This is a genomic window from Paenibacillus donghaensis, assembly GCF_002192415.1.
Lineage (GTDB): Bacteria > Bacillota > Bacilli > Paenibacillales > Paenibacillaceae > Paenibacillus_AQ > Paenibacillus_AQ donghaensis.
In genome coordinates this window covers 4,266,241-4,288,695 of sequence record NZ_CP021780.1, presented here as the reverse complement: position 1 = coordinate 4,288,695, position 22,455 = coordinate 4,266,241, and the positions used below count along the sequence as shown (strand labels likewise).

Genomic DNA, 22,455 nt, shown 5'->3' with positions numbered 1-22,455 from the left:
ACAGATGGACTTTGACGGCTTCTTTTTGCCGAGCACGTAGGATTCGCTTCTCATCGGATTTTTTTGTTCCATCCGCCTAACTTATAGCCTGAGCCTATCACCATTATAGATATCATATCTTGGAATTATAAGCAGTCCGATGTTATATTTAGACCATACAAGAGAGACTCCACGCTTTCTTCCAATGAACGATTCTACTAATGAGGTGAAACTATGGGCAACAAGACAATGTTTGAGAAGATTTGGGACAATCACGTGATTCATCAAGAGGACAATAAACCGAGTATTTTGTATATCGACCTGCACCTGGTGCATGAGGTTACTTCTCCGCAGGCCTTTGAGGGACTTCGCCTGAGCGGCCGCAAGGTACGCCGTCCGGAGCTTACTTTCGCAACCATGGATCATAACGTGCCGACTACCGACCGTTACAACATTAAGGACCCGATCTCCAAGCAGCAGATTGATACGCTGTCGCAGAACTGCCGCGATTTCGGAGTGAAGCTGTATGATCTGGACAACATTGATCAGGGGGTCGTTCACGTTATGGGTCCGGAAATCGGACTTACTCATCCAGGCAAAACAATTGTCTGCGGCGACAGCCACACCTCGACTCACGGTGCTTTTGGCGCATTGGCGTTCGGGATTGGTACCAGTGAAGTCGAGCATGTGCTCGCTACACAATGTCTGCAGCAGTCCAAGGCCAAGACGATGGAGATCCGTTTCACCGGCAAACGCAATCCCGGAGTTACCGCGAAGGACTTGATCCTGGGCGTAATCGCCAAATACGGCACGGATTTCGCAACTGGTTATGTAATTGAATACACCGGTGAAGTGATCCGCGAGCTGTCGATGGAAGAGCGCATGACGGTCTGCAACATGTCGATCGAAGGCGGGGCAAGAGCGGGACTGATTGCGCCGGACGAAACAACCTTCAACTACCTGCGTGGACGTGAATATGTGCCGCAAGGCGAAGCTTACGACGCTGCAGTCGAGAGATGGAAGCAACTGGTCAGCGACGAAGGTGCACAATATGACACTACCCTTGAATTTGATGTGCAAACCCTGATTCCGCAGGTTACCTGGGGCACAAGCCCGGGCATGGGCGCGGATATTACCTCCAGCGTGCCGAATCCGGCTGATTTCACTACCGAGAATGAACGCAAAGCTGCTGAAAAAGCGCTTGAATATATGGACCTGGCTCCAGGCACGCCGATCTCCGAAATTCCGATTGATTATGTGTTTATCGGCTCTTGCACCAACGGCCGGATTGAGGATCTGCGGGCGGCTGCTCAGGTAGCCCAAGGACACAAGGTATCTTCCCAAGTGACTGCGATTGTTGTACCAGGCTCCGGCCGGGTCAAGCTGCAGGCGGAGAAAGAAGGTCTCGACAGAATCTTTACTGAAGCTGGTTTCGAATGGCGGGAAGCGGGATGCAGCATGTGCCTGGCGATGAACCCGGATGTTCTGCAGCCTGGACAACGCTGCGCTTCGACTTCGAACCGCAACTTTGAAGGACGCCAGGGACGCGGCGGACGCACCCATCTGGTTTCTCCGGCAATGGCGGCAGCGGCTGCGATTGAAGGACATTTCACCGACATTCGCGACTGGAATTACAAGACCGAAGCTGTCAGCGTATAGACCAAGAGAAAGCGGGAGGATCATATAATGGATGCATTTACAAAGTTAACAGGAATCGTAGCCCCGGTAGACCGGGTTAATGTAGATACGGATGCGATTATACCAAAGCAGTTTCTGAAACGGATCGAACGTACCGGGTTTGGCCAATTTCTTTTTTATGAATGGCGTTTTGATGAGGCAGGTCAGGACAATCCAACTTTCGAGATGAACAAGCCGCGTTACCAGGGGGCTTCAGTGCTGATCTCACGGGCCAACTTCGGCTGCGGCTCCTCCCGGGAGCATGCACCTTGGGCCATTCTGGACTACGGCTTCAAGGTCGTCATCTCGCCTTCTTACGCAGATATCTTCTATAATAACTGCTTCAAGAATGGGATTCTGCCGATCAAGTTGTCCGAGAGCCAGGTGGATGAGCTGTTTAAACGCACCGCAGAGCATGATGGATATCAGCTGACCGTTGACCTTGAGAATAACAAGCTGAACGACAATTACGGCTTGGAGATTACCTTTGAGCTGGATGAGCACCGCCGCCAGTTTCTGCTGCAGGGGCTGGATGATATCGGCTTGACGCTTCAGCATGCGGACGAGATTACAGCTTATGAGGAACTTCATGCAGCCAAGCTGTTCTCCTAAACTGCTGGGCCGGGAAGTCTAGCAGAAGGTTTTACAAATTTTACACAAAACTTCTATTTCCGGCTGTCGGAAATAGAAGTTTTTTTGCTATAATCAGTATATTCATATTCGGAGAGGAAAAGTTTGGAGAATGGTGTCGTGTCCGGCAACTCTATGTGTCCACAATTAGCAGAAGGAGAGAAAAGAATGAGAAGAACCAGCTACAGGGTATTGCTGCTATTATTACTACCGCTGTTATTGCTTTCCTTCACTGGCCGTGAAGCTGCTGCCGCAGCAGGACCGGGCAAGATCATTATGGACAACCGGGAGCTGCCGCTGCCCAGTGGAATTGTTCTGGAGAATGTGGACGGGAGCGTAATGATTCCAATCCGCGTTGTGGTGGAGAATCTGGGCTTTGAGGTGCTGTGGGAGCAGAAGTCGCGTGTTGTTACCGTACAGCAGGCAGGCAAAAGTGTAGCGCTGGCTGTAGGCAGCAAGCAGGCCACGTCAGGCGGTGTGAGTCTGGACCTTAACGCCGCCCCGAAACAGTCAGGAGGCACGGTACTTGTGCCGATCCGCTTCATCGGGGAGCAATTTGGGCTGAAGGTGGGCTGGGACAACAAGGACAAAACCGTGTATCTGACGGGCAGTGGCGCAGCGGTGAATGAGAGCGTTACCGAAGCGGGCAGCCTTGGCACTACGGCAGGAACCAGCGCGCCGGAGCTGGCTGTGAATACGCCGCAGCCAAGCGCTGTCCCGTCGCCTACTCCGGGCGCAACTGCCAGTCAGGTGCCGGTCAACGGAACGGCAACACAGACGCCGGCTCCAATCGAATACCTGCCGGGATCTTCAGCCAGCCCGCTGCCGCAGGACGGCAACACCGCTGTGGAAGCGCCGCTGGTCAAAGGTGCCATCTTCGCGGAGAACCAGCTGATCATTGCCGCTTCGGGCGGTGTGACACCAGTCGTCACGAAGATCACGGGTCCTGACCGGATTGTTGTGGATTTCCCTGGAGCGAACTTCGCTGCGGACTTCACGGGCAGTGGCCTGCTGCCGCAGGCAGGCAGCAACGGAGGTTACCAGGGCAAGCTGGATATCAGCGGATACCCCGGCATCACTGATATACGTTATGCTCTGTTCACTGTCAGTCCGCCAACTGTACGCTTTGTAATCGAGACCCTGGCGGACCAGCCTTATATGCTGAGCACGGATGCAGCCACAGGGCTGGTAACCATTGATTTGAACGTAGACGCGGTAAGCTCAGCCCCGGCAGACTTGGCTCTGAATGGCAAGCCGGTTGTTGTGCTGGATGCCGGTCATGGCGGGTCACAGCCCGGAGCGATCAGTGTCTCCAAGAAGCAGGAAAAGGACTTTAATTTCGCGGTCATCCGCAAGGCGGGAGCTGTGCTGGAAGCTGAAGGGCTGGTACAGGTGGTGTATACCCGTTCAGAGGATATTACACTCAGCCTGGCAGACCGTGTGAAGATCGCCGAGACGGCCAAGGCAAGTCTGTTTGTCTCCGTGCATGCCAATGCCATGCCTTCTACGATCAAGAATTGGAGCAAGGTTACCGGAAGCGAGACCTACTATTCCCGCAGTGACAGTCTGCCGCTGGCACGGATTATGCATAAGCATCTGGTGGCGGGAACCGGACTTAAGGATAACGGAATACGCAGCAAAAGCCTGCATGTGACAAGGGAAACGAGTATGCCTGCGGTGCTGCTGGAGGCAGGATATTTGACCAATACCAGCGATGACGTCTTGTTGTACAGCGAAGCTCTGCAGGACAGGCTGGCTGGAGAAATCGCAGCAGGAATCAAGGAGTATCTCGGTTTATAGCAGGCAGGAAGAATAATTCGGTAACTCTTTCGGGTTAATCTATGGAATATATTCGCAACTTTTAAGGATTACAGGCGTCTAATAGAGGTCGAAGGTTGTCAGGCTACGCATCATGAACGCCGTTCTCGGGCGGAATACTAGATTCTTAGAGGTGAAGGATGAAGAAATTAGGTTGTATGCTGTTGGTGCTGCTGTTTGTATGGTTTATTCCGCAAACAGGACATGCCGCTGCCGTGAACAGCAAGATTGTTCTGGACGGCAAGGAACTAAAGGCAGGGCAGAACACCCAGGTAGAGAATGTAAATGGCACTGTTATGGTCCCTCTCAGGATGATAGCCGAGAATCTGGGTTATAAGGTGGGCTGGAACCAGCAGAGCAAGACCATTACTATTGAGCAAGAGGGCAAAATTGTCAGACTCGCAGTCAATCAGACGGCAGCATCGGTAGACGACAAGACTTTAATTCTGACCGAAGCTCCAGTGCTTCGCACGGATACGACACTGGTGCCGATCCGCTTCATCGGTGAGCAGTTTGGCCTTACGGTCAATTGGGACAATACGGCTAAGATCGTAGACCTTATTACCCCGGAAATACCCGCAGATAACGGCGGAGCAGGTACAGGAGAAGCTACACCTTCGGAGGAGACCACCAGCAATCTGGCGTTGGTCAACGGCCTCAGCTTTAATGAGAACCGCTTGAGCATTGCCATCAGCGGCAACACAGATCCCGCAGTATCGAAGATTACGGGTCCGAACCGGATCGTAATCGATCTGCCCAATACCACCTTCTCGGACCTGTTCGGCACAGGACAGCTATTGAGTCCTGATCTGAACGGCAGTCTGGCGGTGACAGGTCATCCGGATGTATCGGGAGTGAGGTATTCCCTTTACAATACCAGCCCGTATACTGTTCGTTTTGTGATCGACCTAAATTCAGCGAAGAATTATAATGTGAATATTTCCGGTGATGACAGCTCCAGGCTGATCGTCATTGACCTAAATGCTGCGAATCCTGCGGATACAACTACCCAACCTGGAAACAGCGGACGCAAGCAGGTAGTGCTGGATGCCGGGCACGGAGCCAAGGATTCAGGCGCAGTGGGTGTAACGGGCAAATACGAGAAGAATGTAAATCTGGCCATCGTCCTTAAAGCGGCAGCGCTGCTGAAGCAAGAGAACAATATTGATGTGGTGCTGACCCGCAGTGATGATACCTTCCTGGAGCTGAAGGAGCGGGCAGCAATTGCGAATAATCTCCAAGCAGACCTGTTCATTTCTGTTCACTCCAACAGCGGGTCCACAGCGGCCAGCGGCACGGAAACCTATTACCAGAGGGAGTCGAGCAAGGCATTTGCTGCTGTGATGCACAAATATCTCGTTCAGGCAACCGGACTCAGCGACCGTGGAGTGCGCTACGGCAATTTCCATGTGATCCGGGAGACCAAAATGCCTGCGGTGCTGCTTGAGATCGGCTACCTCAGCAACAAGAAGGATGAGGCGCTGCTGTTTACAGAAGAGCTGCAGAACAAGGTTGCGGCCTCCATGGTCAAAGGAATCAAAGAATATCTCGGACTGAAATAAATGTTGTACGCGGCAGACATATGCTGCAAAGTCAGCTTGCGCCCTTCAACCAGGGCTAAGCCGCTTTGCAGTAGCTGTCTGCCTGTATTCATCTAAAGGAGGCGGAATGATGATCAGACCTAAACTAAGTACAGCAGGTATAGCGATTCTATTGATGGCGGTAATCGCCGGCTGTGGGGATAAACCGGCAGCGGCTCCGAATAACGGAGCGAACCTGGCTACACCGGCTGTAGCCAGCGGTGCCGACGAGAACAACAGCAATACTGCCCCGGAAGCTTCAAACGATGCAGAAAGCACCCCGGCACCGACACAGACACCGGCACCAGCGGAAACCGCCAGTCCGGCTCCGGAAACGTCACCTGCAGCGGCCGAGAAGCAGAGCCAGAGCATTGATGTGTATTACACAGATTCACAGATTATGGAGCTTGTGCCTGCCAAGGCTGAAATCAGCTTCGCGGACGACACAGAGAAATATACCGAAGCCTTCAAGGCGCTGCAGACCAGCGAGAACAAGGATTTGGTACCGCTGTGGGAAAAAATTGAGCTGTTGTCGCTGAAATTTGCCGACGGTCAGGTATTGATTGATATCCACAAACCGGTGGAAGCTCAACTCGGAGCGGGCGGGGAAGCTTATGCAATCAGCGCATTGACCCAGACCTATTTCCAGTTTCCGGAGGTCAAGAGCCTCGAAGTGCTGGTAGATGGCGAGCAGATTGAGAGTCTGATGGGCCATGTCGATCTGGAGCATCCATTTACAAAGGGCAGCAACCAATAACTTTTTTTGGGATATAGAAAGGGGAACAACCTATTGTCCGCGCAAAAAAGATCACAACGTACGCTGAGTGCCTATTCTTCCAAGGTAGCATCTGCTGTCCTTACAGGAACACTGGTGTTCGGCGGAGCCGGCGCGGCGTTCGCCGCACCAACAGCGACAGCTAAACCAACAGCGACAGCTAAACCAACAGCGACAGCTAAACCAACAGCGACAGCTAAACCAACAGCGACAGCTAAACCAACAGCGACAGCCAAACCAACAGCGACAGCTGAACCAACGGCGACAGCCAAACCAACAGCGACAGCCAAACCAACAGCAACAGCAACAGCAACAGCAACAGCAACACCAGCACCAACAATATCGCCAGCAGCAGCCACGGTCACCGGAGCATTCAAAGATGTAAAAACCGGTTTTTGGGCCGAAAAACATATTTATAAATTGGCTTCCCAGAGCATTGTGGTCGGGAACAACGGACAATTCCGTCCCGGAGATTCTGTGACCCAGCAGGAAGCTGTACTTATGGCTCTGCGTTTCATGAAGCTGCAGGGCAATGTGGATGCCAATACGTCTGTAGTGTTGCCGGATAATTTCAAGGTGTCCAATTATTATAAATCTTATGTAGTGTATGCCTTGCAGCAAGGGCTGCTGAACAAGACGGCAGAGATGGCAGAGAGCAATCTCAAGACTTCATGGGGCGAACGTGCGGCTTCCCGCGAATGGGTGGCAGAACTGTTGATCCGTGCATTGGGCAAAGACGGAGACGCCGCTGCAGTCGGCAATCAGCCTACGGGCTTCGCTGATGACGCTAAGGTATCTCCCAGCAAACGCGGGTACATTAACGCAGCGGTAAGTCTTGGCCTGGCCAACGGCGTGGACGGCAAACGTTTTGATCCCCAAGGAGCGGTAACCCGTGCGCAGTTGACTACGTTCTTCAGCCGGGCAGAGGCCCATAATACCCTGGAGTATGACAACACCGCCAAGGGTACGATCAGCCAGCTGAAGGATGGCAAGCTGTCTCTGTTCGGCGACGGGAGCGGCCTCAACACGACCTTTAATCTGAATGCGAATACCGCTTATTTCACCAGCACCTCCGAGGCCAGAATCAGCTTGAACGACTTGCAGCCCTACACCAAAGTAACGGTTATCGGCTCAACCTACAATGCTGCTTATATTGAAGTAACTGATCCTACACCACAGGTGGAGACCCTGTCCGGCAGTCTCGCCAAAATTGTGCCGGGAAACAAGCTCTGGCTGGAGTCGGCAACAACATATGATGAATATTTCTATGATGCCGATACTCCGTTTGTGGATGGGAACGGCAACAAGATAGATGCTGCGGCGATTTCCACAGGCAGTGTAGTCACATTGCACCGTGAAACCTACAGCGGCTCCCATAAAGTGGTTAAGGTCCAGGTAACTTCCGGAGTGGTGAATAAGACCAATACCGGCACGATCCAGAGCATTGACCTCACAGGCAAAAAAATCAGCTTCAAAAATGCCGAGGGTGCTGCGGAGACCTTTGCTTGGGAGGATGGTACAACGATTTTCAGATCAGCAAATGCGGTACTGACCGCGGCTGAGTTGAAGCCGAATTCAGCTGTGAAATACACGATCAAGGATAATCTGATCCGTTCGGTAGAGGTAACCCAAGGAGTTGAACGCACGGTGGACGGCGTGTTGTTCGAATTGACGGATTCTTCCGTCGTTTACAAAAAAGCCGATGGCACCCGAGAAGTTAAACTGCTGGCACCCACCCCGGCCGTAAGCATTCCCAACACGGTAAACCCGGTTACTGCCGATCTGATCGCTGACCAGACAGGCGGGGACAATATCCGGCTGACGTTGAATGCAAGTGAACAGGTTACCCGGATCGAAGTGTTAAGCCGCCAGATTGAACAATACAACGCAGCGGTGGTAGTGGACTATAATACCAAAACTCAGCTGCTTACCATTACAGACAGCAATAAGAAACCACATGTCGTTCAGCTAGACCTCAATACCAAGCTGGCTTATGATGGCGTGGCAACACCAACCATAAGCGGCATGGCACTACGGCTCGCCGAGAACCGTAAGGTGGATGTGGTCTCCATCGGACAGCGGGCGCTGTCGGTGAAGATCAGCACAGGTTATGAGGGAGTGGTAACTGCCATAAATACTTCAAGCAGAACCTTCGCCATGAAGACGACCAATGGGGAGAGCCTCACTTTGCCGTATCCGGCAGGTATTGATTATTTTGGCCGCAAAAATGCTGTTATTACTGATATTCCTGTTAATAGTGCAGTTACAGCCGTTCTGTCGGAGAACCAGGATATCATCGCCGTGCTGCGCGTCAAATCCGCTATGCAGGTGGAAGTGGCTTCCGTGAATACTACAGCCGGCAAGTTGGGTGTGAAGTGGTCCGGGGGCACTTCAGAAATGTATACCTCCGTTAGTCCGATTACAAATGAGAGTGGACAAGCGCTTAATCTGGCTGACCTGAAGGCTGGAGATTTCCTGAATATTACCTTTGATGGCAGCTCACCGATTGCAATCCAACTGGTGAAGGTAATTGCGGGACAGGTTACAGCAGTGGATGCAACTACCGGAGCCATGGCGATTCGTGATTTCACGGGTACTGTGCAGAATATTTCGGTAGCGGGTGCGGTCAGAATTACCCGTGACTCGGCTACCAGCACTGCCCTCAGCACTATCACTGCAGCTGACCGGATTGAAGTCAGAAAAGATGCCGACGGTGCAACCCTGATCCGGGTGCTGCCGCAGCAGAGCCGGATGTTCTCCCGCTTCGATGCGGCAAATAATAAGATTACAGTGAAACGCACCAATCTGGATGACAACAATTACAACTTCTATTTGGCTCCAAATGTATATATTCATCAAGGTGACACTACATTATCCGTGCAATCTCTCAAAGAAAATGATAATATTATAGTATATTTCAATAACGATATTGTAGTTGAGATTGCGAAACAATAAGCTTAATGGTGGAATTCCGTGAGAATCACCGTCTTGAATCAGGGTTTCCTGCTTCAAGACGTTTTTTTTGAAATATACAGCCAGTCATGTATCTGCTTGAAATGTATGAAACTATACGTTACAATACATACTTTGCTTATATTTCCTTACATCAGAGAAGACGCCTCGCGATTGTACCGGAGGTTATTGCTCCGTAGAGGGGGAACCTTATGAATGCATCACAAGTCCGCCACATTCTGGATACCATCGGTGACTTGTTCCCGGACGCACATTGCGAGCTGAATCACAGCAACGCTTTTGAACTGACTATCGCGGTGTTGCTGTCTGCCCAATGCACAGATGCGACCGTCAATAAGGTTACTGTAGACCTGTTCCAGAAGTACAAAACGCCGCTTGATTATGTGTCAGTTCCGGCAGAGGAGCTGGAGGGAGATATCCGCCGAATCGGCTTGTACCGCAACAAGGCCAAGCATATTCAGAGCCTCTGCGCCATTCTGATTGAACAGTACGGCGGCGAAATTCCACAGGCTCATGATCATCTGGTAACCTTGCCGGGTGTTGGGCGCAAGACGGCCAATGTCGTGGTTTCGAATGCTTTTGGCGTGCCGGCCATCGCTGTGGATACCCATGTGGAAAGGGTATCCAAACGTTTGGCCCTGGCTGGCTGGAAGGATTCGGTGCTGGAGGTGGAGAAGAAGCTGATGAAGGCGGTCCCGCGAGACGAATGGACGCTGACGCATCACCGGCTGATTTTCTTTGGAAGGTACCACTGCAAGGCGCAGAACCCGCAATGTCAGGTCTGTCCGCTGCTCGATGTGTGCCGGGAAGGCAAGAAACGTATGAAAACGGCTGTAGTCAGCAAAACTAAGAACAAGCAGCCGGCAGTTAAAGACTTAGAGATGAAGAAGAGGATGGGATAGAGATGAAATGCATTTCTGTATACACCAATAATTTTGAAGTATTTTCCGATATTTTTGACCGCGTAGTGGACAGCCCGCTGGAAGAGAATGAAGAGCAGGAAGTTGAAGGCATCACGATCAGCCATTCCGGCGACGTACCTGAGCATTACCTGGAGCGGATGTCCGTAAAGCCTGAGGTTGTTGTGATGAGAGACAAAGCCCGCGGCCTGACCATTCTTCAGCACGGCAAGGTATTTGAAATCCTGTTGCCTGTACTGGAAACAGCTTAAGCTACCCATAGATATGGCTAAGTGATCCGCATGGATCATGTAGTCCGTGTGATTACAAGAAGTCCCGGCAGCCGTTTGATGGCTGCCGGGACTTCTTTTTTGGAATTACAGAAGCGTGCAATTTCACTGTGGACATACAATTAAGACTGAACCCTGGCCTATTATACTTACTTCTATAACATAACTGGAGGTGTTTACTGACCCTTACTCAGGCTAATATATTTGGGGATTTCTTCAAAGTTGGATGCTGCAGTTATCCCTGTAGGCACAGGTTTGTTGTACCGATTTAACCAAATTGCTTCTATTCCTGCTGCGTTCGCGCACTCAATATCACTGCTCAATGAATCTCCAATATGTACTACTTCATGAGCCTTCAAACCCGATTTTTCGAGAGCATACAAGAAAATTTCTTTCATAGGTTTTGAATATTTGGCCTGCTCGCTAGTAATAATTCCATTCGCTTTTAATCCGTGGTTATTTATAGCTTGATTTATGAATGAATCATCACTATTTGTCACGAAATAAATGGGGAGATTTGAGTATCTCAAGAACTTTTTTGCGTCGTCATAGATTGGTGGGTTGCACCAGTGGTCAACCATCAGATCACATAGTTCTTTGGCATTCTCCTTAGAATTAAAATGGTCCAGGACTTCTTCAAAGCTCTCGAGAGCGAGGTCATACTGTAAGCGATGATTATCCCCCTGTGCGCCCTCTAATCTTTTCTGAAACGTATGACTCCAATGTAGCACGGCTTCTTCCGGAGAACTTGCATTTCCACTATTGAATACTCTCTCAATCACTTTATAGGACTGTGGTCCATTTTCATGTACAACTGTTCCGTAAAAATCTAGGAAAATGGCTTTTTTCATAATGATTCCCCCCGAATATTAAATTCTTCATCTGGCTGAATTGGAATGTAAAACATTCATAGCATGTGTTCTCCCTGCAGCAAGAATGTTATCGCTCGATACGGGATCTTGTACACCTCTTGCCAATATAAGCGATCCAATCATAATGCTCAGCACTACCCCGCCGGTAGACTTATCACATCCTGCAATATCTGAGATAAATTCGATAAATCGATCCAACTCTTGACTAAATATTTCTCTTATCTCTTCTGAAGACTGAGATATTTCGCCGGAAAGTGTCGGTATAATACAGCCCCCCTCGATATGGTCTCGATGGTACGGACTTAAATAATAATTAATAACGGCATCGAATTTCGATTCGGTATTCTCCTCTAGCGCAACTGTCTGCAAAATATCAATAGTATGATTTACAATATTGCTACACGTTTCAGCAATCAGTTGTTCTTTACTTTCAAAATGCGAATAAAATCCCCCATGTGTTAAGCCAGCCCCCTTCATGATAGAAGGGACACTTGACTCTCGAATCCCATTCTTTCTAAAGGCTTGAGCAGCACTGTCAAGAATATGATTGCGAACCTTTACTTTATGACCTTTAGGATATGGCATTTAAACACCCTCTACAAAAAATGTTACAAAATATTATATTCATCATATTATCATAATGTCAATTTGCAAGATACTAATTGAAGTGTAGAAGCAACTGATTATCAGTATTTGACCTTTTAAAATATGATAAACTTCACGGACCCAAGTCTAATCCAAAAGAGATTGCAAAAGTAGCAATAGATGGCATTGAATCGGATCTTTATGAATACTCGAATCCAAATTAGGGGGTTAGAGGATATAGCGATAATAGTAGCGCTTTTTATGGGGGATTATAGGTTATTTTGTAAGTAGTGTGTATTTGATTTGTGGCGAACTGGTGATAAAATGTAATTATTCTATTCTTGTGTCAAGACAGTGTAAACATCCCAAGCGGGCTGAACGATACGAAAATGAGGTTGAGTATAAAGCGGAGGCGGGGTCGTGATGGGAACAGAACAGGTAAAACGGAGCAGTGAAGCTGTGGGTGAACTGTCCACCTTGCTGCACCGGCTAAAAAAGCAGATGGAGTTGTGGGGGGATGAGGGGTCGGCAGAAATTATTGCCGATCTGGAACGCAAGGCGGGCGCCGCCGAGCTGACGCTGGGCTTCTGCGGGCATTTCTCGGCAGGCAAGTCAAGCATGATCAACCGGCTGTGCGGCAGTCCGGTGCTGCCTTCCGGTCCTGTACCTACCAGTGCGAACATTGTATCGATTCGCCATGGCAAGCCTCGCGTGCGGGTCCATTCCCGGAACGGAGAGGACCTGGCGGTCCAGTTGCCAAGCGAAGGCATTCCCGCCCAGCTGGCGGAGATGTGCCGGAGCGGCGCCGAATATTCGGCCATCGAGGTATGGACAAAGGCTCCGCTGCTTGGCAGCTATGGCGTGCTGCTCGATACGCCAGGCGTGGATTCTACGGATGAGGGACATCAAGCTGCAACGCAGTCCGCTCTCCACCTTGCCGATATCGTGTTCTATGTCATGGACTACAACCATGTGCAATCTGAGAATAATCTCGCTTTTGCCAAGAATCTAAGCGACTCGGGCAAGCCGCTGTATCTGATCGTCAACCAGATTGACAAGCACCGCGAGGATGAGATTTCGATCAAGCTCTATCAGCGGCAGCTGGAAAGCGCTTTCCAGGGCTGGGGTGTCCAGTATGAAGGACTGCTCTTCACCTCGCTTAAGGTTCAGGATCATGGACTGAACCAGTGGGACAGCTTGATTGGCCTGATTGGCCGCTTGCTGGAACAGCGGCAGCCGCTGCTGCAATTCAGTCTGCAGCGTTCGCTTCAGCATACCGCGGAATTATCTGTGCAGGCGTTCCGCGAGCAGCAGGAGGAGGAGCGCGAACGTCTGCTGGGTCTACTGGCTGACGCACCGGAAGCTGTGGAGCAGGAGCTTCAGTCGCTGAGTGAAGCGAATGCGCGGCTGGAGCTCCTGCCCGAGCAGGCCCGGACCGGGCTGCGCAGCCGTGTTGATGCGCTGCTCGGCAATACGAACCTGATGCCGGCGAACGTAAGGGAAGCGGCGGGGAGCTATGTCGAGAGCGTAAGCCCGGGCTTCCGTACCGGGCTGTTGTCCACGGCGGCCAGGCGGGAGAAGGAGCGGTGGAGCCGCCTTGAGGCTTGGCATGCCGGTCTGTCCCAAGAGCTGTCCGCGCAGCTGGAGTGGCATCTGATTCAGGAGGTGCGCAGCTGGGGAGAGCAGCTTGGGCTGTGGTCAGAGGAGGCGGAGGCAACTCTGAAGCAGGAGTTCCCGGTGGTAAGCCAGGACTGGCTGGCTGCTGCAGTGAAGCCGGGAAGCGGGTCTGCGGGCGAGGCGCTGCTGAATCTCTGCCGCTCGGTGGCGGCAGAGATCAAGAGCGGCTACCGCCGCGCCGCCCTTGACCTGGGCGAGCGGCTGCTGAGCAAGCTGCCGCCGCTGCTGGAGGCGCAGCGCGCGGAGCTAACGCGCCGCGAGCAGGCGCTCAGCGGCCAGGCGCAGGCCGCCGCCGCGCTCGCTGCCCTTGACCGCGCGGCTGCCGCCCGCGCGCAGGCCCTTGCGGCGCTGCTGCCGCCGCGCCGCCCCCTCACCCCCGGCTTGCTGCCGGCGGTGAGGGCAACCCCGCGCGCCCCCGCTCTTGCGGGCGGCGTTGCGCGTGAAGCCCGGCCGCAACGCGCGGCCGGGCAGGCCCCCGCCGCCGCAGGCATAGCGGCGGGCACGGCTCTGCCGGCGGGCGGGCGCCGCCGGCTGAACAAGGCCGCGGCGGCGCTGGATGCCGCGGCAGGGCTGCTGCGCAGCGAGCCGGCGATGGCTTCGGCCGCGCGCAGCCTGGCGGCACGGGCGGAGGACCTCCGCCGCGGCCGCTTCACCCTGGCGCTGTTCGGAGCGTTCAGCGCCGGCAAATCCTCCTTCGCCAATGCGCTATTGGGCGAAGAGGTGCTGCCTGTGTCTCCGCATCCCGCCACAGCCGCCGTCGGCCGTATTCTGGCGCCGGAAGGGGACTTCCGGCACGGCAGCGCCGCCGTGACAATGAAGAGCCCCGAAGAAGTGTGGGAGGATATCACCCACTCCTTCGATGTGCTGCAGCTGGGCACGCCGCAGCGCCACTCATGGGTTGCCGCGCTCGAAGCACTCCCGCTGCGGGGAATCCACCCTTCGGCGTTGCCTCATGCCGGATTCCTGCGGGCTGCGGCCGCAGGCTGGGCGGAAGCCGAGCCGCGGCTGGGCACGGTAAGAACCGTAGACCTGGAGGAATATCGCGGTCTGGTGGCCGAGGAGTCGCGCGCCTGCTTCATCAAGGGAATTGACCTGTACTATGGCTGTCCCCTGACGGAGAGCGGAATTGTACTGGTCGATACACCGGGAGCCGATTCACTGCATGCCCGGCATACCGGAGTAACCTTCGGGTATATGAAGGACGCGGATGCCATTTGCTTCGTAACTTATTACAACCATGCCTTTTCCAAGGCTGATCGCGGGCTGCTTGCCCAGCTGGGGCGGATCAAGGACAGTTTCGCACTCGACAAAATGTTCTTTATTCTCAACGCCTCTGATCTGGCCTCCGGGGAAGATGAACTGCAGCAGGTAAAGGACCATGTGCTGCAGAACCTGCGGGCAGCAGGGCTTCGGGCGCCGCGGATTTATGCGTTGTCCAGCTTGCTGGCGCTGGAGGGCAAAACGCAGCAGAAGCAGGACAGCTTCGCAAGCTCAGGCTTTCTCCAGTTCGAGCAGACGTTATGGGCGTTTGCCGGGGAGGAATTGCCCCGGCTGTCACTTAACGCAGCGAAGGAGAGTCTGGCTGCCGTCCGCCGCCGGGCCGAGGAATGGCAGCAGCTGGCCTCCCGGCAAGCGGGTGAACGCGAGGCGGGAATGCGCCAGCTTCAGGAGCGGCGCAGTTTGGCGGAGCAGCGGCTTGCACTGCTGGCTAGTGAGGAGCGTCCGGCCCGCGATCTGCGGCAGGAAGGGAAGGAACTTGTCTACCATGTGCGCCAGCGGCTGGGCTTCGCCTTCGGCCGCTGGTTCCAGGAATCCTTCCATCCTTCAGTGCTGCGTGAGCAGGGCGGTAGTCTGAAGGATGTGTTCTCCGCCTGCGGAGCAGAGCTATGGCGGACGGCACAGCGGGAGCTGGAACAGGAGTTGTGGGCTACCACCCTGCGCCTGGAGGCGGCCGGCCGCAAGCTGGTTCAGGAGGCGACCTCAGCGGCAGCGGTAGAACTGTCCATACCGGCGGAGGAACTGGAGCTTCTGGAGAAGTCCGGCACAGACTGGTCTTCCCCGGTAAGTCTGGAGTGTGTGCTTCCTCCGCCGGACATGTCTGCCTTATGGAATATGTTCAAGAACCCGCGCCATTTCTTCGAAGGGCCGGGCCGGGACCAGCTCAGAACGGCTTTGGAGCCGCTTCTGAAAGAGGCGGCCGCGCAGGCGGCAGCACTTCAGGAGGAGCCGCTGCTTGACTTCTATGCCGCGCAGGCGGCCAGCGCACAGGCACAGGCAGCTGAGCAGCTGCAGGAGCTGCTCTCTGAACAGGAGCAGGCACTGTCGGGTCTGCTGAAAGGGGGTGATTCAGCGGAGCATTGGGCCGATCTGGGAGGCCAGCTTCAGCAATTGGAGAAATCTTTCGACGATATCGTGGACAAATAACTGTGAAATTTGTAGGAAAATGTCGAAGAAGGCTTGCAATCTTACCGATGATGAAAGAAAATAAAGAAGTATGTAAATTTACAATGAAACTGTTGTGTTTCTGAAACGAAACATAAACAGTCCCATTGCCGAAAGAGGTTGGAATTGACCATGTGGGGAGCTCCTTTTTCAGCTCACAGCCGCAAGCTGCTGCTGCTGGGCAGCGGCGAACTGGGCAAGGAAGTGATCATTGAAGCTCAGCGCCTTGGCGTGGAGACGATAGCCGTAGATCATTATGAGCATGCGCCTGCGATGGGTGTGGCCCACAGATCGTATGTTGTGGATATGCTGGATGCAGCGGCGCTTAAGGCGCTGATCCGCCAGGAGAAGCCCGATGTGATCGTACCCGAGATTGAAGCGATTGCCACCACGGCTCTGCAGGAGCTGGAGGCGGAAGGATTCTTCGTAGTGCCGACGGCGCTTGCAGCCCGGCTGACGATGGACCGGGAGGGCATCCGCCGACTGGCCGCTGAAGAGCTGGGGTTGCCGACGGCGGCCTACCGTTTCGCGGACAGCCTGGACGAGCTGCGCCGGGCGGTGGACGAGCTGGGCACACCTTGTGTAATTAAGCCGATTATGAGCTCATCCGGCAAGGGCCAGAGCGTCTGCCGCAAGCCTGAGGATGCGGCTGCATGCTGGAATACCGCTTTGCAGGGAGCCAGAGCCAAGGGTACACGTGTCATTGTTGAAGCTTTTGTCACCTTTGATAGCGAAATTACCTTGTTGACTGCACGAACCGTCTCGGGAACCGTATTTTGTCCCCCTATCGGACATATTCAGCAGGACGGGGATTATGTTGAATCCTGGCAGCCGCATGGCATGGGAGCCGAGCTTCTGGCAGAAGCCCAGGTTATGGCCAAGGCGGTAACCGATCGGTTGGGCGGTCTGGGATTGTTCGGAGTTGAGCTGTTTCTTACCCCGGAGGGGGTACTGTTCAGCGAAGTGTCGCCAAGGCCGCATGATACGGGCATGGTCACCATGGTTACGCAGGATCTATCTGAATTTGCCGTGCATGTGAGGGCAATTCTTGGTTTTCCGCTGGAGGAGGTCAGATTGCTGGCTCCCGGCGCGTCGGCTACATTAAAGGCAGAGAAGGAAAGCCGGAATTTTGCGGTAAGCGGAGTGGACAAGGCGTTGGCGTTTCCCCGTACCCAGGTCCGTGTGTTCGGCAAGCCCGTAACCCGCCCGGGACGGCGGATGGCCGTAGCTCTAAGTACGGCGGACGATGTGGAAACCGCGCGGACGATAGCCAAGAAGGCAGCATCTATGCTAAAAGTGGAGGTATATGAGGATGAACAGTAGCACCCTGGCACCCGTACTGCAAATTCGCAAATGTGGCATGAATGATCTGGAGAAGGTAACGGCCCTCCTGAGGGAATTCGGCTACCCGACTACGCTTAGCGTAATGAAAGAGAGATTGGAAAGCATGGAGAATGATCCTTTCAACTGCACCCTTGTAGCTGAACTGGATCACGAGGTTGTGGGTATGATCGGCCTCAGACAGGTGATTTCTTACTACAAACAGAAGGATTGCATCACTGAAATTACCGCACTGATTGTTTCAGAGGAGCTTAGAGGCCAAGGCCTTGGCAAAAGATTGGTGGCTGCCGCAGAAGATTGGGCCCGCCAGCAAGGCTGCTGCCAGCTGTTTTTGCGAAGCGGCAACCGTGTAGAGCGTGCGCCTGCCCACGCCTTCTACCGTCATATTGGATTCGAGGGCACATCCGGCTACCGTTTCAACAAGGCACTGCTATAGAAGCTGCAATAGTCCGATCATCCCCATCCCGGCATCAACGGGATGGTTTTTTTTATGAATTAGCCGAGAACACTCGTGACTTTAGTCGTGAGATGAATGGGCTTCGGACAAGGCGTATCTTTAGATACGCCTTGTCCGACAGGTGTTTCTTGAAAACAATCAAAACACTGTTATTTAGGGATAATCACTCGAATGATTCAACCTATGATATCCTGTATTTGAGGTCACAACTTCAGAATTGAAAGTGATTGTGATTATGTTCATCTAACCATTCAACACCAGAAAGTGAGGTGAAACCATGTTGGTAAATAAAGCCTACCAATTCCGTCTCTATCCCAGCCCAGCACAAGAAGTCCTCATCGCTAAAACCATGGGATGCTGTCGGTTTGTGTTTAATCACTTCTTAGCCAAGTGGAACGATAGCTTCCAAGCAACCGGTAAAGGATTATCGTATGATTCCTGTTCTTCGGAACTGCCGAATTTGAAGAAGGAACTCCCTTGGTTAAAAGAAGTCGATAGCATTGCGATCCAATCGTCTGTGAAGAACCTTGCGGATGCCTTCACTCGATTTTTCAAGAGACAAAACGATGCCCCCTGTTTCAAGTCCAAAAGAAACAAGGTTCAGGCGTATACAACGAAACACACGAGCGGAAACATTGCGGTGGACGGCAACCAAATCAAGTTACCGAAACTTGGAGTTATTCGTTTCGCAAAGTCCAGAGAAGTCGAAGGTCGCATCCAATCCGCTACCATCCGGCGCAATCCTTCCGGTACATACTTTGTCTCGTTGGTAGTGGAAACCGAAGTGCATGCCTTGCCCAAAACCAACCAAGAAGTCGGAATTGACCTTGGGTTAAAGGATTTCGCGATTCTATCGAATGGTGAAGTGTTTGCGAATCCCAAATTTCTACGGAAGATAGAGCAAAAACTCATTCGGGAGCAGCGGATCTTATCGAGACGGGTGAAGGGGTCATCGAACTGGAATCAGCAGCGAATCCAAGTGGCTCGAATCCACGAACGTATAGTCAATGCCAGAACCGATTACTTGCACAAGATTTCAACGCACATTGTCAAAAACCACGACCTGATTGCGATTGAAGATTTGCAAGTCTCGAATCTGATGAAAAATCATAAACTGGCGAAAGCGATTAGCGAAGTTTCTTGGTATCACTTCCGAACCCTGCTTGAATATAAAGCGAAGTGGTATGGACGCAGGGTGGTTACTGTAGGCAAAACCTTTGCCTCTTCACAGTTGTGTTCGTGTTGTGGAACCAAAAACAAAGACGTAAAGGATCTGAAGCTACGACAATGGACGTGTACGAACTGTGGAACTCATCATGATCGAGATTTCAATGCCAGCCTGAATATTCTATCTGAAGGAAAAAGACTGCTTACCGTGTAGCGATTACACGAACTGTCGGAACGACAGGGATAGCTTGGTGGTATATATTACTAATTCTGTTCGGTAGAACGGACTACCCAAGAATCTCGTGGCTTTAGCCATGAGAGGTTCAAGTATATCGAATACTCAACTCCTTACTTGAAAGAATAACAGAGAGTCAGCTCCATAATTAGGGGGCCGAACAGATATAGTTGCGAAAATGGTTACTACTTAGGACCCAATAGGATAGGAGCAGCAAAGTCTGATCGCCACATAAGTACAATCCACCGAATTAGTTGCGAATCTGCATCTAATTAGAAGATTTTTTCTGTTTTAGAGCAAATAAGTGCGAAAACGCATCTAATTTCGGATTCTGAGCCTTAAACAATCGTTTTACTCGAAAATAGTTGCAGATTCGCACTTATTTGCCCAATAACAGGAATTCCAGCTGAAATTAAATGCACTTTTGCATCTAATTTCTCTGAAATCTCTAGTGTAGCATCTTATCTTCTACATCCTTAGAGGGACCTAAGTAGTATCCGAAAATGCATCTAATTAGCCGATTTTTTCCGTTTTGGAGGAAATAGATGCAATAAGGCATCTAATTTGGACTTCTGAACGTTATAGGAGTGATTTACTTGAATTTAGTTGCAGATATGGTTACTACTTAGGACCCTGCGAGGATATAGAAGGTATACTTGCGAAGGTTAGGGGATCGCACTACCGTAATCCAAACCCTCCCCACCCGAACTTCAGGTAACCTACGTCCTAACGGACCGTATAGCTTCTATTTCCTTATTTCTGCGCTGGTTTGGAATGTAACGGACCGCATAGCCTCTATATCGGAAAAACAGGCCTTACCTAGTGGGTTTCGGCTTGAATAGGGGCTCCTGAGTCTGCAATCGTCTGAAAGTTAATCGCTGGTTACCGGCGACAGCCTTCCTTTGTTATGATTAGCCTCCTTGTCGCGCGGTGTGGTAGACAGGCTCGGACGAGTAACACAAGGAACACAAGGGGGCTCTAAGTAGTAACCAGATATGCACTTATTCGCCCGCTAGCTCATGATCTGGCTGAAATTAGTTGCTGTTACGCATCTATTTACTCCAAACGCTCAAGCGGGAACCTAAACAGTAAACACTGTGCCAGATGAAGTTCCTTATGTTTACTGGCTCAATCTATAAATCAGCGGTTGACTATACGAGTGAACAGAGCGGAAGGTCGGAGGGAGTCTGGAGAAACGGTAGGGTTTGCCTTTATAGTCCGATCGTAAGAACCCTCCGAACTCGCAGCGGACTTTATTCACAAGGGATCATCCACGCCCACCTATTTTAACCATAGCGAGAAGAGTTTGAATCGGCTAAAATGAACTTGAACTTGACTGAACTGCAATACATAAATCCTAATAAAGGAATGGGCTCATGTATAAATTGATCATTGTGGAAGATGAAGCGGACGTTCGCGAAGGGATTATTGAGAAGATTGACTGGGCGAGCTACGGCTTTGAGGTCGTGGATCAGGCGGAGAACGGGCAGGAAGCTACGGAATCGATTGACCGGCTGCTGCCGGATGTGGTCGTGACCGATATCCAGATGCCTTTCATGAATGGGCTGCAGCTGGCGGAATGGATTCGCAGCCGTCATCCGGCGACCAAGGTGATTATCCTCACTGGCTATGATGAATTTGAATACGCCCAGAAGGCGATCAAGCTGCAGATTGATGAGTATCTGCTCAAGCCGTTCTCATCCCAGGAGCTGATTGACGTGCTCATGAAGGTGAGAAGCGAGATTGAAGCCGAAATTGCCGAGAAAGAGAATGTGTATGTACTCAGTGAGCATTACCGCAAGAGCCTGCCGCTGCTGCGCGAGCAGTTCCTCTCCGCTCTCGTATCACGGCGGCTGCGCAGTGATGAAATTGCCGAGAAAAGTGCCGAATATGGCATTAGCCTATCGGCAGACTGGTTTCAGGCCTCCGTGATCAGCGTCGATTATATCCATGAGGAACAGGCTGCTTGCTCCGAAGTTATGAAAGCGGTATCACTGCGCGACAGCAGCGAGCGCAACCTGCAGCTCTTTGCCGTGCTGAATATTGCGGAGGAAATTTGCGGCAAGCAGGGTACAGGGCGGGTGTTCATCCACCGGGATGATGTCGTGCTGCTGTCGATGGGCGACGGTGCCGGGGAAGCGGATATGATGGCACAGACCTTCGCCATCCTGGAGGAGGTTCGCCAGAAGGTGCAGCGGTTTCTGAAACTAACGGTAACGGCCGGGGCCGGGACGATCTGCGCGTTGCCGGATCTGTTGTTCCATTCCTTTGGGGATGCACTGCAGGCGCTGGACTACCGGCTCATTCTGGGCAACAACCGGGTGATCTGGATTGAGGATGTGGAATCCAGGTCCAGCCGGATGTTGTCTTATGACGAACTAACCCAGCAGTCTCTGATCCGCACGATCAAGCTGGGAACGGTGCAGGAGCTCAGGGTGGTGATCGATGAGCTGTTTGGCGGACTAGATGCTGACCGGGTATCAGCCCAGGACTTTCAGATCTTCCTGTTGGAGCTGATCACCTCCATTCTGAGAGTAGCCAAGGAATCGGGCAGCCCCGACGGTTTCATCAGCTCTGGTTTCTCCTCTCTGTCGGCGCTGCATAAATTCAACAATATGGGTGAAGCCAAGCAGTGGATTATCTCGGTGTGCACTCAGTTGATGGATTCGATCGCTACTGAGCGCCAGTCCAGCTACAAGCAGCTGATCGACCAGGCCAAAGACTATATTCGCAGCCACTATGAGGAAACGGACATCTCCATCGGTAAGGTCTGCCGTCATCTGCACATCAGCACAGGGTATTTCAGCAGTATTTTCAAAAAAGAGCTGAAGATGACCTTTGTCAGCTACCTGCTGCAGATCAGACTTGAAGCGGCCAAGGAGCTGCTGCGCTCCACAGAGCTGAAGGCCTTTGAAATTGCCGAAAGAATTGGCTTCGCCGACCCGAACTATTTCAGCTTCTGCTTCCGCAAGAAATACGGACAATCTCCCAAAGAGTACAAGAACAGCGCCAGAGGAGGATAGGCCATGCGCAAGGAAAAGTCCTCCTTTTTTCCGCT

General features: G+C 52.1%; 15 protein-coding genes. 13 read left to right on the top strand and 2 right to left on the bottom strand.

Annotated elements, in window-relative coordinates; all coding sequences use genetic code 11:
• Window positions 1-213 precede the first annotated feature (213 nt).
• The 8 genes from leuC (at window position 214) to B9T62_RS19720 (ending at window position 10,603) form a co-directional block, all read left to right on the top strand.
• Window positions 214-1,638, top strand: a complete 1,425-nt coding sequence (gene leuC, locus B9T62_RS19755) for a 3-isopropylmalate dehydratase large subunit (protein ID WP_087916859.1) — start codon at window positions 214-216, stop codon at window positions 1,636-1,638.
• A gap of 27 nt (window positions 1,639-1,665) precedes the next feature.
• Window positions 1,666-2,268 (top strand): 3-isopropylmalate dehydratase small subunit, encoded by a 603-nt coding sequence (leuD, locus tag B9T62_RS19750; RefSeq protein ID WP_087916858.1) that lies wholly within the window; start codon window positions 1,666-1,668, stop codon window positions 2,266-2,268.
• 186 nt (window positions 2,269-2,454) lie between these two features.
• A complete protein-coding gene (locus B9T62_RS19745) occupies window positions 2,455-4,086 on the top strand; it encodes an N-acetylmuramoyl-L-alanine amidase (protein ID WP_169834410.1) in 1,632 nt (543 codons plus the stop codon).
• A 158-nt stretch (window positions 4,087-4,244) separates the two neighbouring features.
• Window positions 4,245-5,666 (top strand): N-acetylmuramoyl-L-alanine amidase family protein, encoded by a 1,422-nt coding sequence (locus tag B9T62_RS19740; protein ID WP_087916856.1) that lies wholly within the window; start codon window positions 4,245-4,247, stop codon window positions 5,664-5,666.
• Window positions 5,667-5,772: 106 nt separating this feature from the next.
• Window positions 5,773-6,441, top strand: a complete 669-nt coding sequence (locus B9T62_RS19735; RefSeq protein ID WP_245863929.1) for a GerMN domain-containing protein — start codon at window positions 5,773-5,775, stop codon at window positions 6,439-6,441.
• Between the two features lie 33 nt (window positions 6,442-6,474).
• A complete protein-coding gene (locus tag B9T62_RS19730; RefSeq protein WP_087916854.1) occupies window positions 6,475-9,414 on the top strand; it encodes an S-layer homology domain-containing protein in 2,940 nt (979 codons plus the stop codon).
• A gap of 209 nt (window positions 9,415-9,623) precedes the next feature.
• Window positions 9,624-10,334 carry an endonuclease III gene (gene nth / locus B9T62_RS19725; protein WP_087916853.1) on the top strand — a complete coding sequence of 237 codons (711 nt, stop codon included), beginning with the start codon at window positions 9,624-9,626 and terminating at the stop codon, window positions 10,332-10,334.
• 2 nt (window positions 10,335-10,336) lie between these two features.
• The gene (locus B9T62_RS19720) at window positions 10,337-10,603 is read left to right on the top strand and encodes an NAD/NADP transhydrogenase alpha subunit (RefSeq protein WP_087916852.1); all 267 of its coding nucleotides are present in this window, start codon (window positions 10,337-10,339) and stop codon (window positions 10,601-10,603) included.
• A 194-nt stretch (window positions 10,604-10,797) separates the two neighbouring features.
• Here the strand turns inward: B9T62_RS19720 and B9T62_RS19715 are convergent, their stop codons facing one another.
• Both B9T62_RS19715 and B9T62_RS19710 read right to left on the bottom strand, forming a co-directional pair.
• Window positions 10,798-11,472, bottom strand: a complete 675-nt coding sequence (locus tag B9T62_RS19715; RefSeq protein WP_087916851.1) for an HAD family hydrolase — start codon at window positions 11,470-11,472, stop codon at window positions 10,798-10,800.
• Between the two features lie 27 nt (window positions 11,473-11,499).
• The gene (locus B9T62_RS19710) at window positions 11,500-12,078 is read right to left on the bottom strand and encodes a TetR/AcrR family transcriptional regulator (RefSeq protein ID WP_087916850.1); all 579 of its coding nucleotides are present in this window, start codon (window positions 12,076-12,078) and stop codon (window positions 11,500-11,502) included.
• Window positions 12,079-12,501: 423 nt separating this feature from the next.
• On the opposite strand from B9T62_RS19710, the gene B9T62_RS19705 reads away from it, so the two are divergent.
• The 5 genes from B9T62_RS19705 to B9T62_RS19685 all read left to right on the top strand — a co-directional run bounded on the left by B9T62_RS19705 (window position 12,502) and on the right by B9T62_RS19685 (window position 22,420).
• Window positions 12,502-16,179, top strand: coding sequence for a dynamin family protein (locus B9T62_RS19705; protein ID WP_087916849.1), 3,678 nt, complete (start codon window positions 12,502-12,504; stop codon window positions 16,177-16,179).
• Window positions 16,180-16,329: 150 nt separating this feature from the next.
• Window positions 16,330-17,520 (top strand): formate-dependent phosphoribosylglycinamide formyltransferase, encoded by a 1,191-nt coding sequence (gene purT / locus B9T62_RS19700; RefSeq protein WP_087916848.1) that lies wholly within the window; start codon window positions 16,330-16,332, stop codon window positions 17,518-17,520.
• Window positions 17,510-17,974 carry a GNAT family N-acetyltransferase gene (locus B9T62_RS19695; RefSeq protein WP_211296479.1) on the top strand — a complete coding sequence of 155 codons (465 nt, stop codon included), beginning with the start codon at window positions 17,510-17,512 and terminating at the stop codon, window positions 17,972-17,974. Before purT ends, B9T62_RS19695 begins: the two co-directional genes overlap by 11 nt.
• Window positions 17,975-18,272: 298 nt before the next feature.
• A complete protein-coding gene (gene tnpB, locus B9T62_RS19690) occupies window positions 18,273-19,376 on the top strand; it encodes an IS200/IS605 family element RNA-guided endonuclease TnpB (RefSeq protein WP_087916846.1) in 1,104 nt (367 codons plus the stop codon).
• A gap of 1,397 nt (window positions 19,377-20,773) precedes the next feature.
• On the top strand, window positions 20,774-22,420 hold the full coding sequence (locus B9T62_RS19685; RefSeq protein WP_087916845.1) for a response regulator transcription factor: 1,647 nt from the start codon (window positions 20,774-20,776) through the stop codon (window positions 22,418-22,420).
• Window positions 22,421-22,455: the final 35 nt, after the last annotated feature.

Excerpts from the sequence above, each read along its gene's own strand:
- leuC (WP_087916859.1), top strand. The coding sequence starts at position 214 with ATGGGCAACAAGACAATGTTTGAGAAGATTTGGGACAATCACGTGATT.
- leuD (WP_087916858.1), top strand. The coding sequence starts at position 1,666 with ATGGATGCATTTACAAAGTTAACAGGAATCGTAGCCCCGGTAGACCGG.
- B9T62_RS19745 (WP_169834410.1), top strand. The coding sequence starts at position 2,455 with ATGAGAAGAACCAGCTACAGGGTATTGCTGCTATTATTACTACCGCTG.
- B9T62_RS19740 (WP_087916856.1), top strand. The coding sequence starts at position 4,245 with ATGAAGAAATTAGGTTGTATGCTGTTGGTGCTGCTGTTTGTATGGTTT.
- B9T62_RS19735 (WP_245863929.1), top strand. The coding sequence starts at position 5,773 with ATGATGATCAGACCTAAACTAAGTACAGCAGGTATAGCGATTCTATTG.
- nth (WP_087916853.1), top strand. The coding sequence starts at position 9,624 with ATGAATGCATCACAAGTCCGCCACATTCTGGATACCATCGGTGACTTG.
- B9T62_RS19720 (WP_087916852.1), top strand. The coding sequence starts at position 10,337 with ATGAAATGCATTTCTGTATACACCAATAATTTTGAAGTATTTTCCGAT.
- B9T62_RS19715 (WP_087916851.1), bottom strand. The coding sequence starts at position 11,472 with ATGAAAAAAGCCATTTTCCTAGATTTTTACGGAACAGTTGTACATGAA.
- B9T62_RS19710 (WP_087916850.1), bottom strand. The coding sequence starts at position 12,078 with ATGCCATATCCTAAAGGTCATAAAGTAAAGGTTCGCAATCATATTCTT.
- B9T62_RS19705 (WP_087916849.1), top strand. The coding sequence starts at position 12,502 with ATGGGAACAGAACAGGTAAAACGGAGCAGTGAAGCTGTGGGTGAACTG.
- purT (WP_087916848.1), top strand. The coding sequence starts at position 16,330 with ATGTGGGGAGCTCCTTTTTCAGCTCACAGCCGCAAGCTGCTGCTGCTG.
- B9T62_RS19695 (WP_211296479.1), top strand. The coding sequence starts at position 17,510 with ATGAACAGTAGCACCCTGGCACCCGTACTGCAAATTCGCAAATGTGGC.
- tnpB (WP_087916846.1), top strand. The coding sequence starts at position 18,273 with ATGTTGGTAAATAAAGCCTACCAATTCCGTCTCTATCCCAGCCCAGCA.
- B9T62_RS19685 (WP_087916845.1), top strand. The coding sequence starts at position 20,774 with ATGTATAAATTGATCATTGTGGAAGATGAAGCGGACGTTCGCGAAGGG.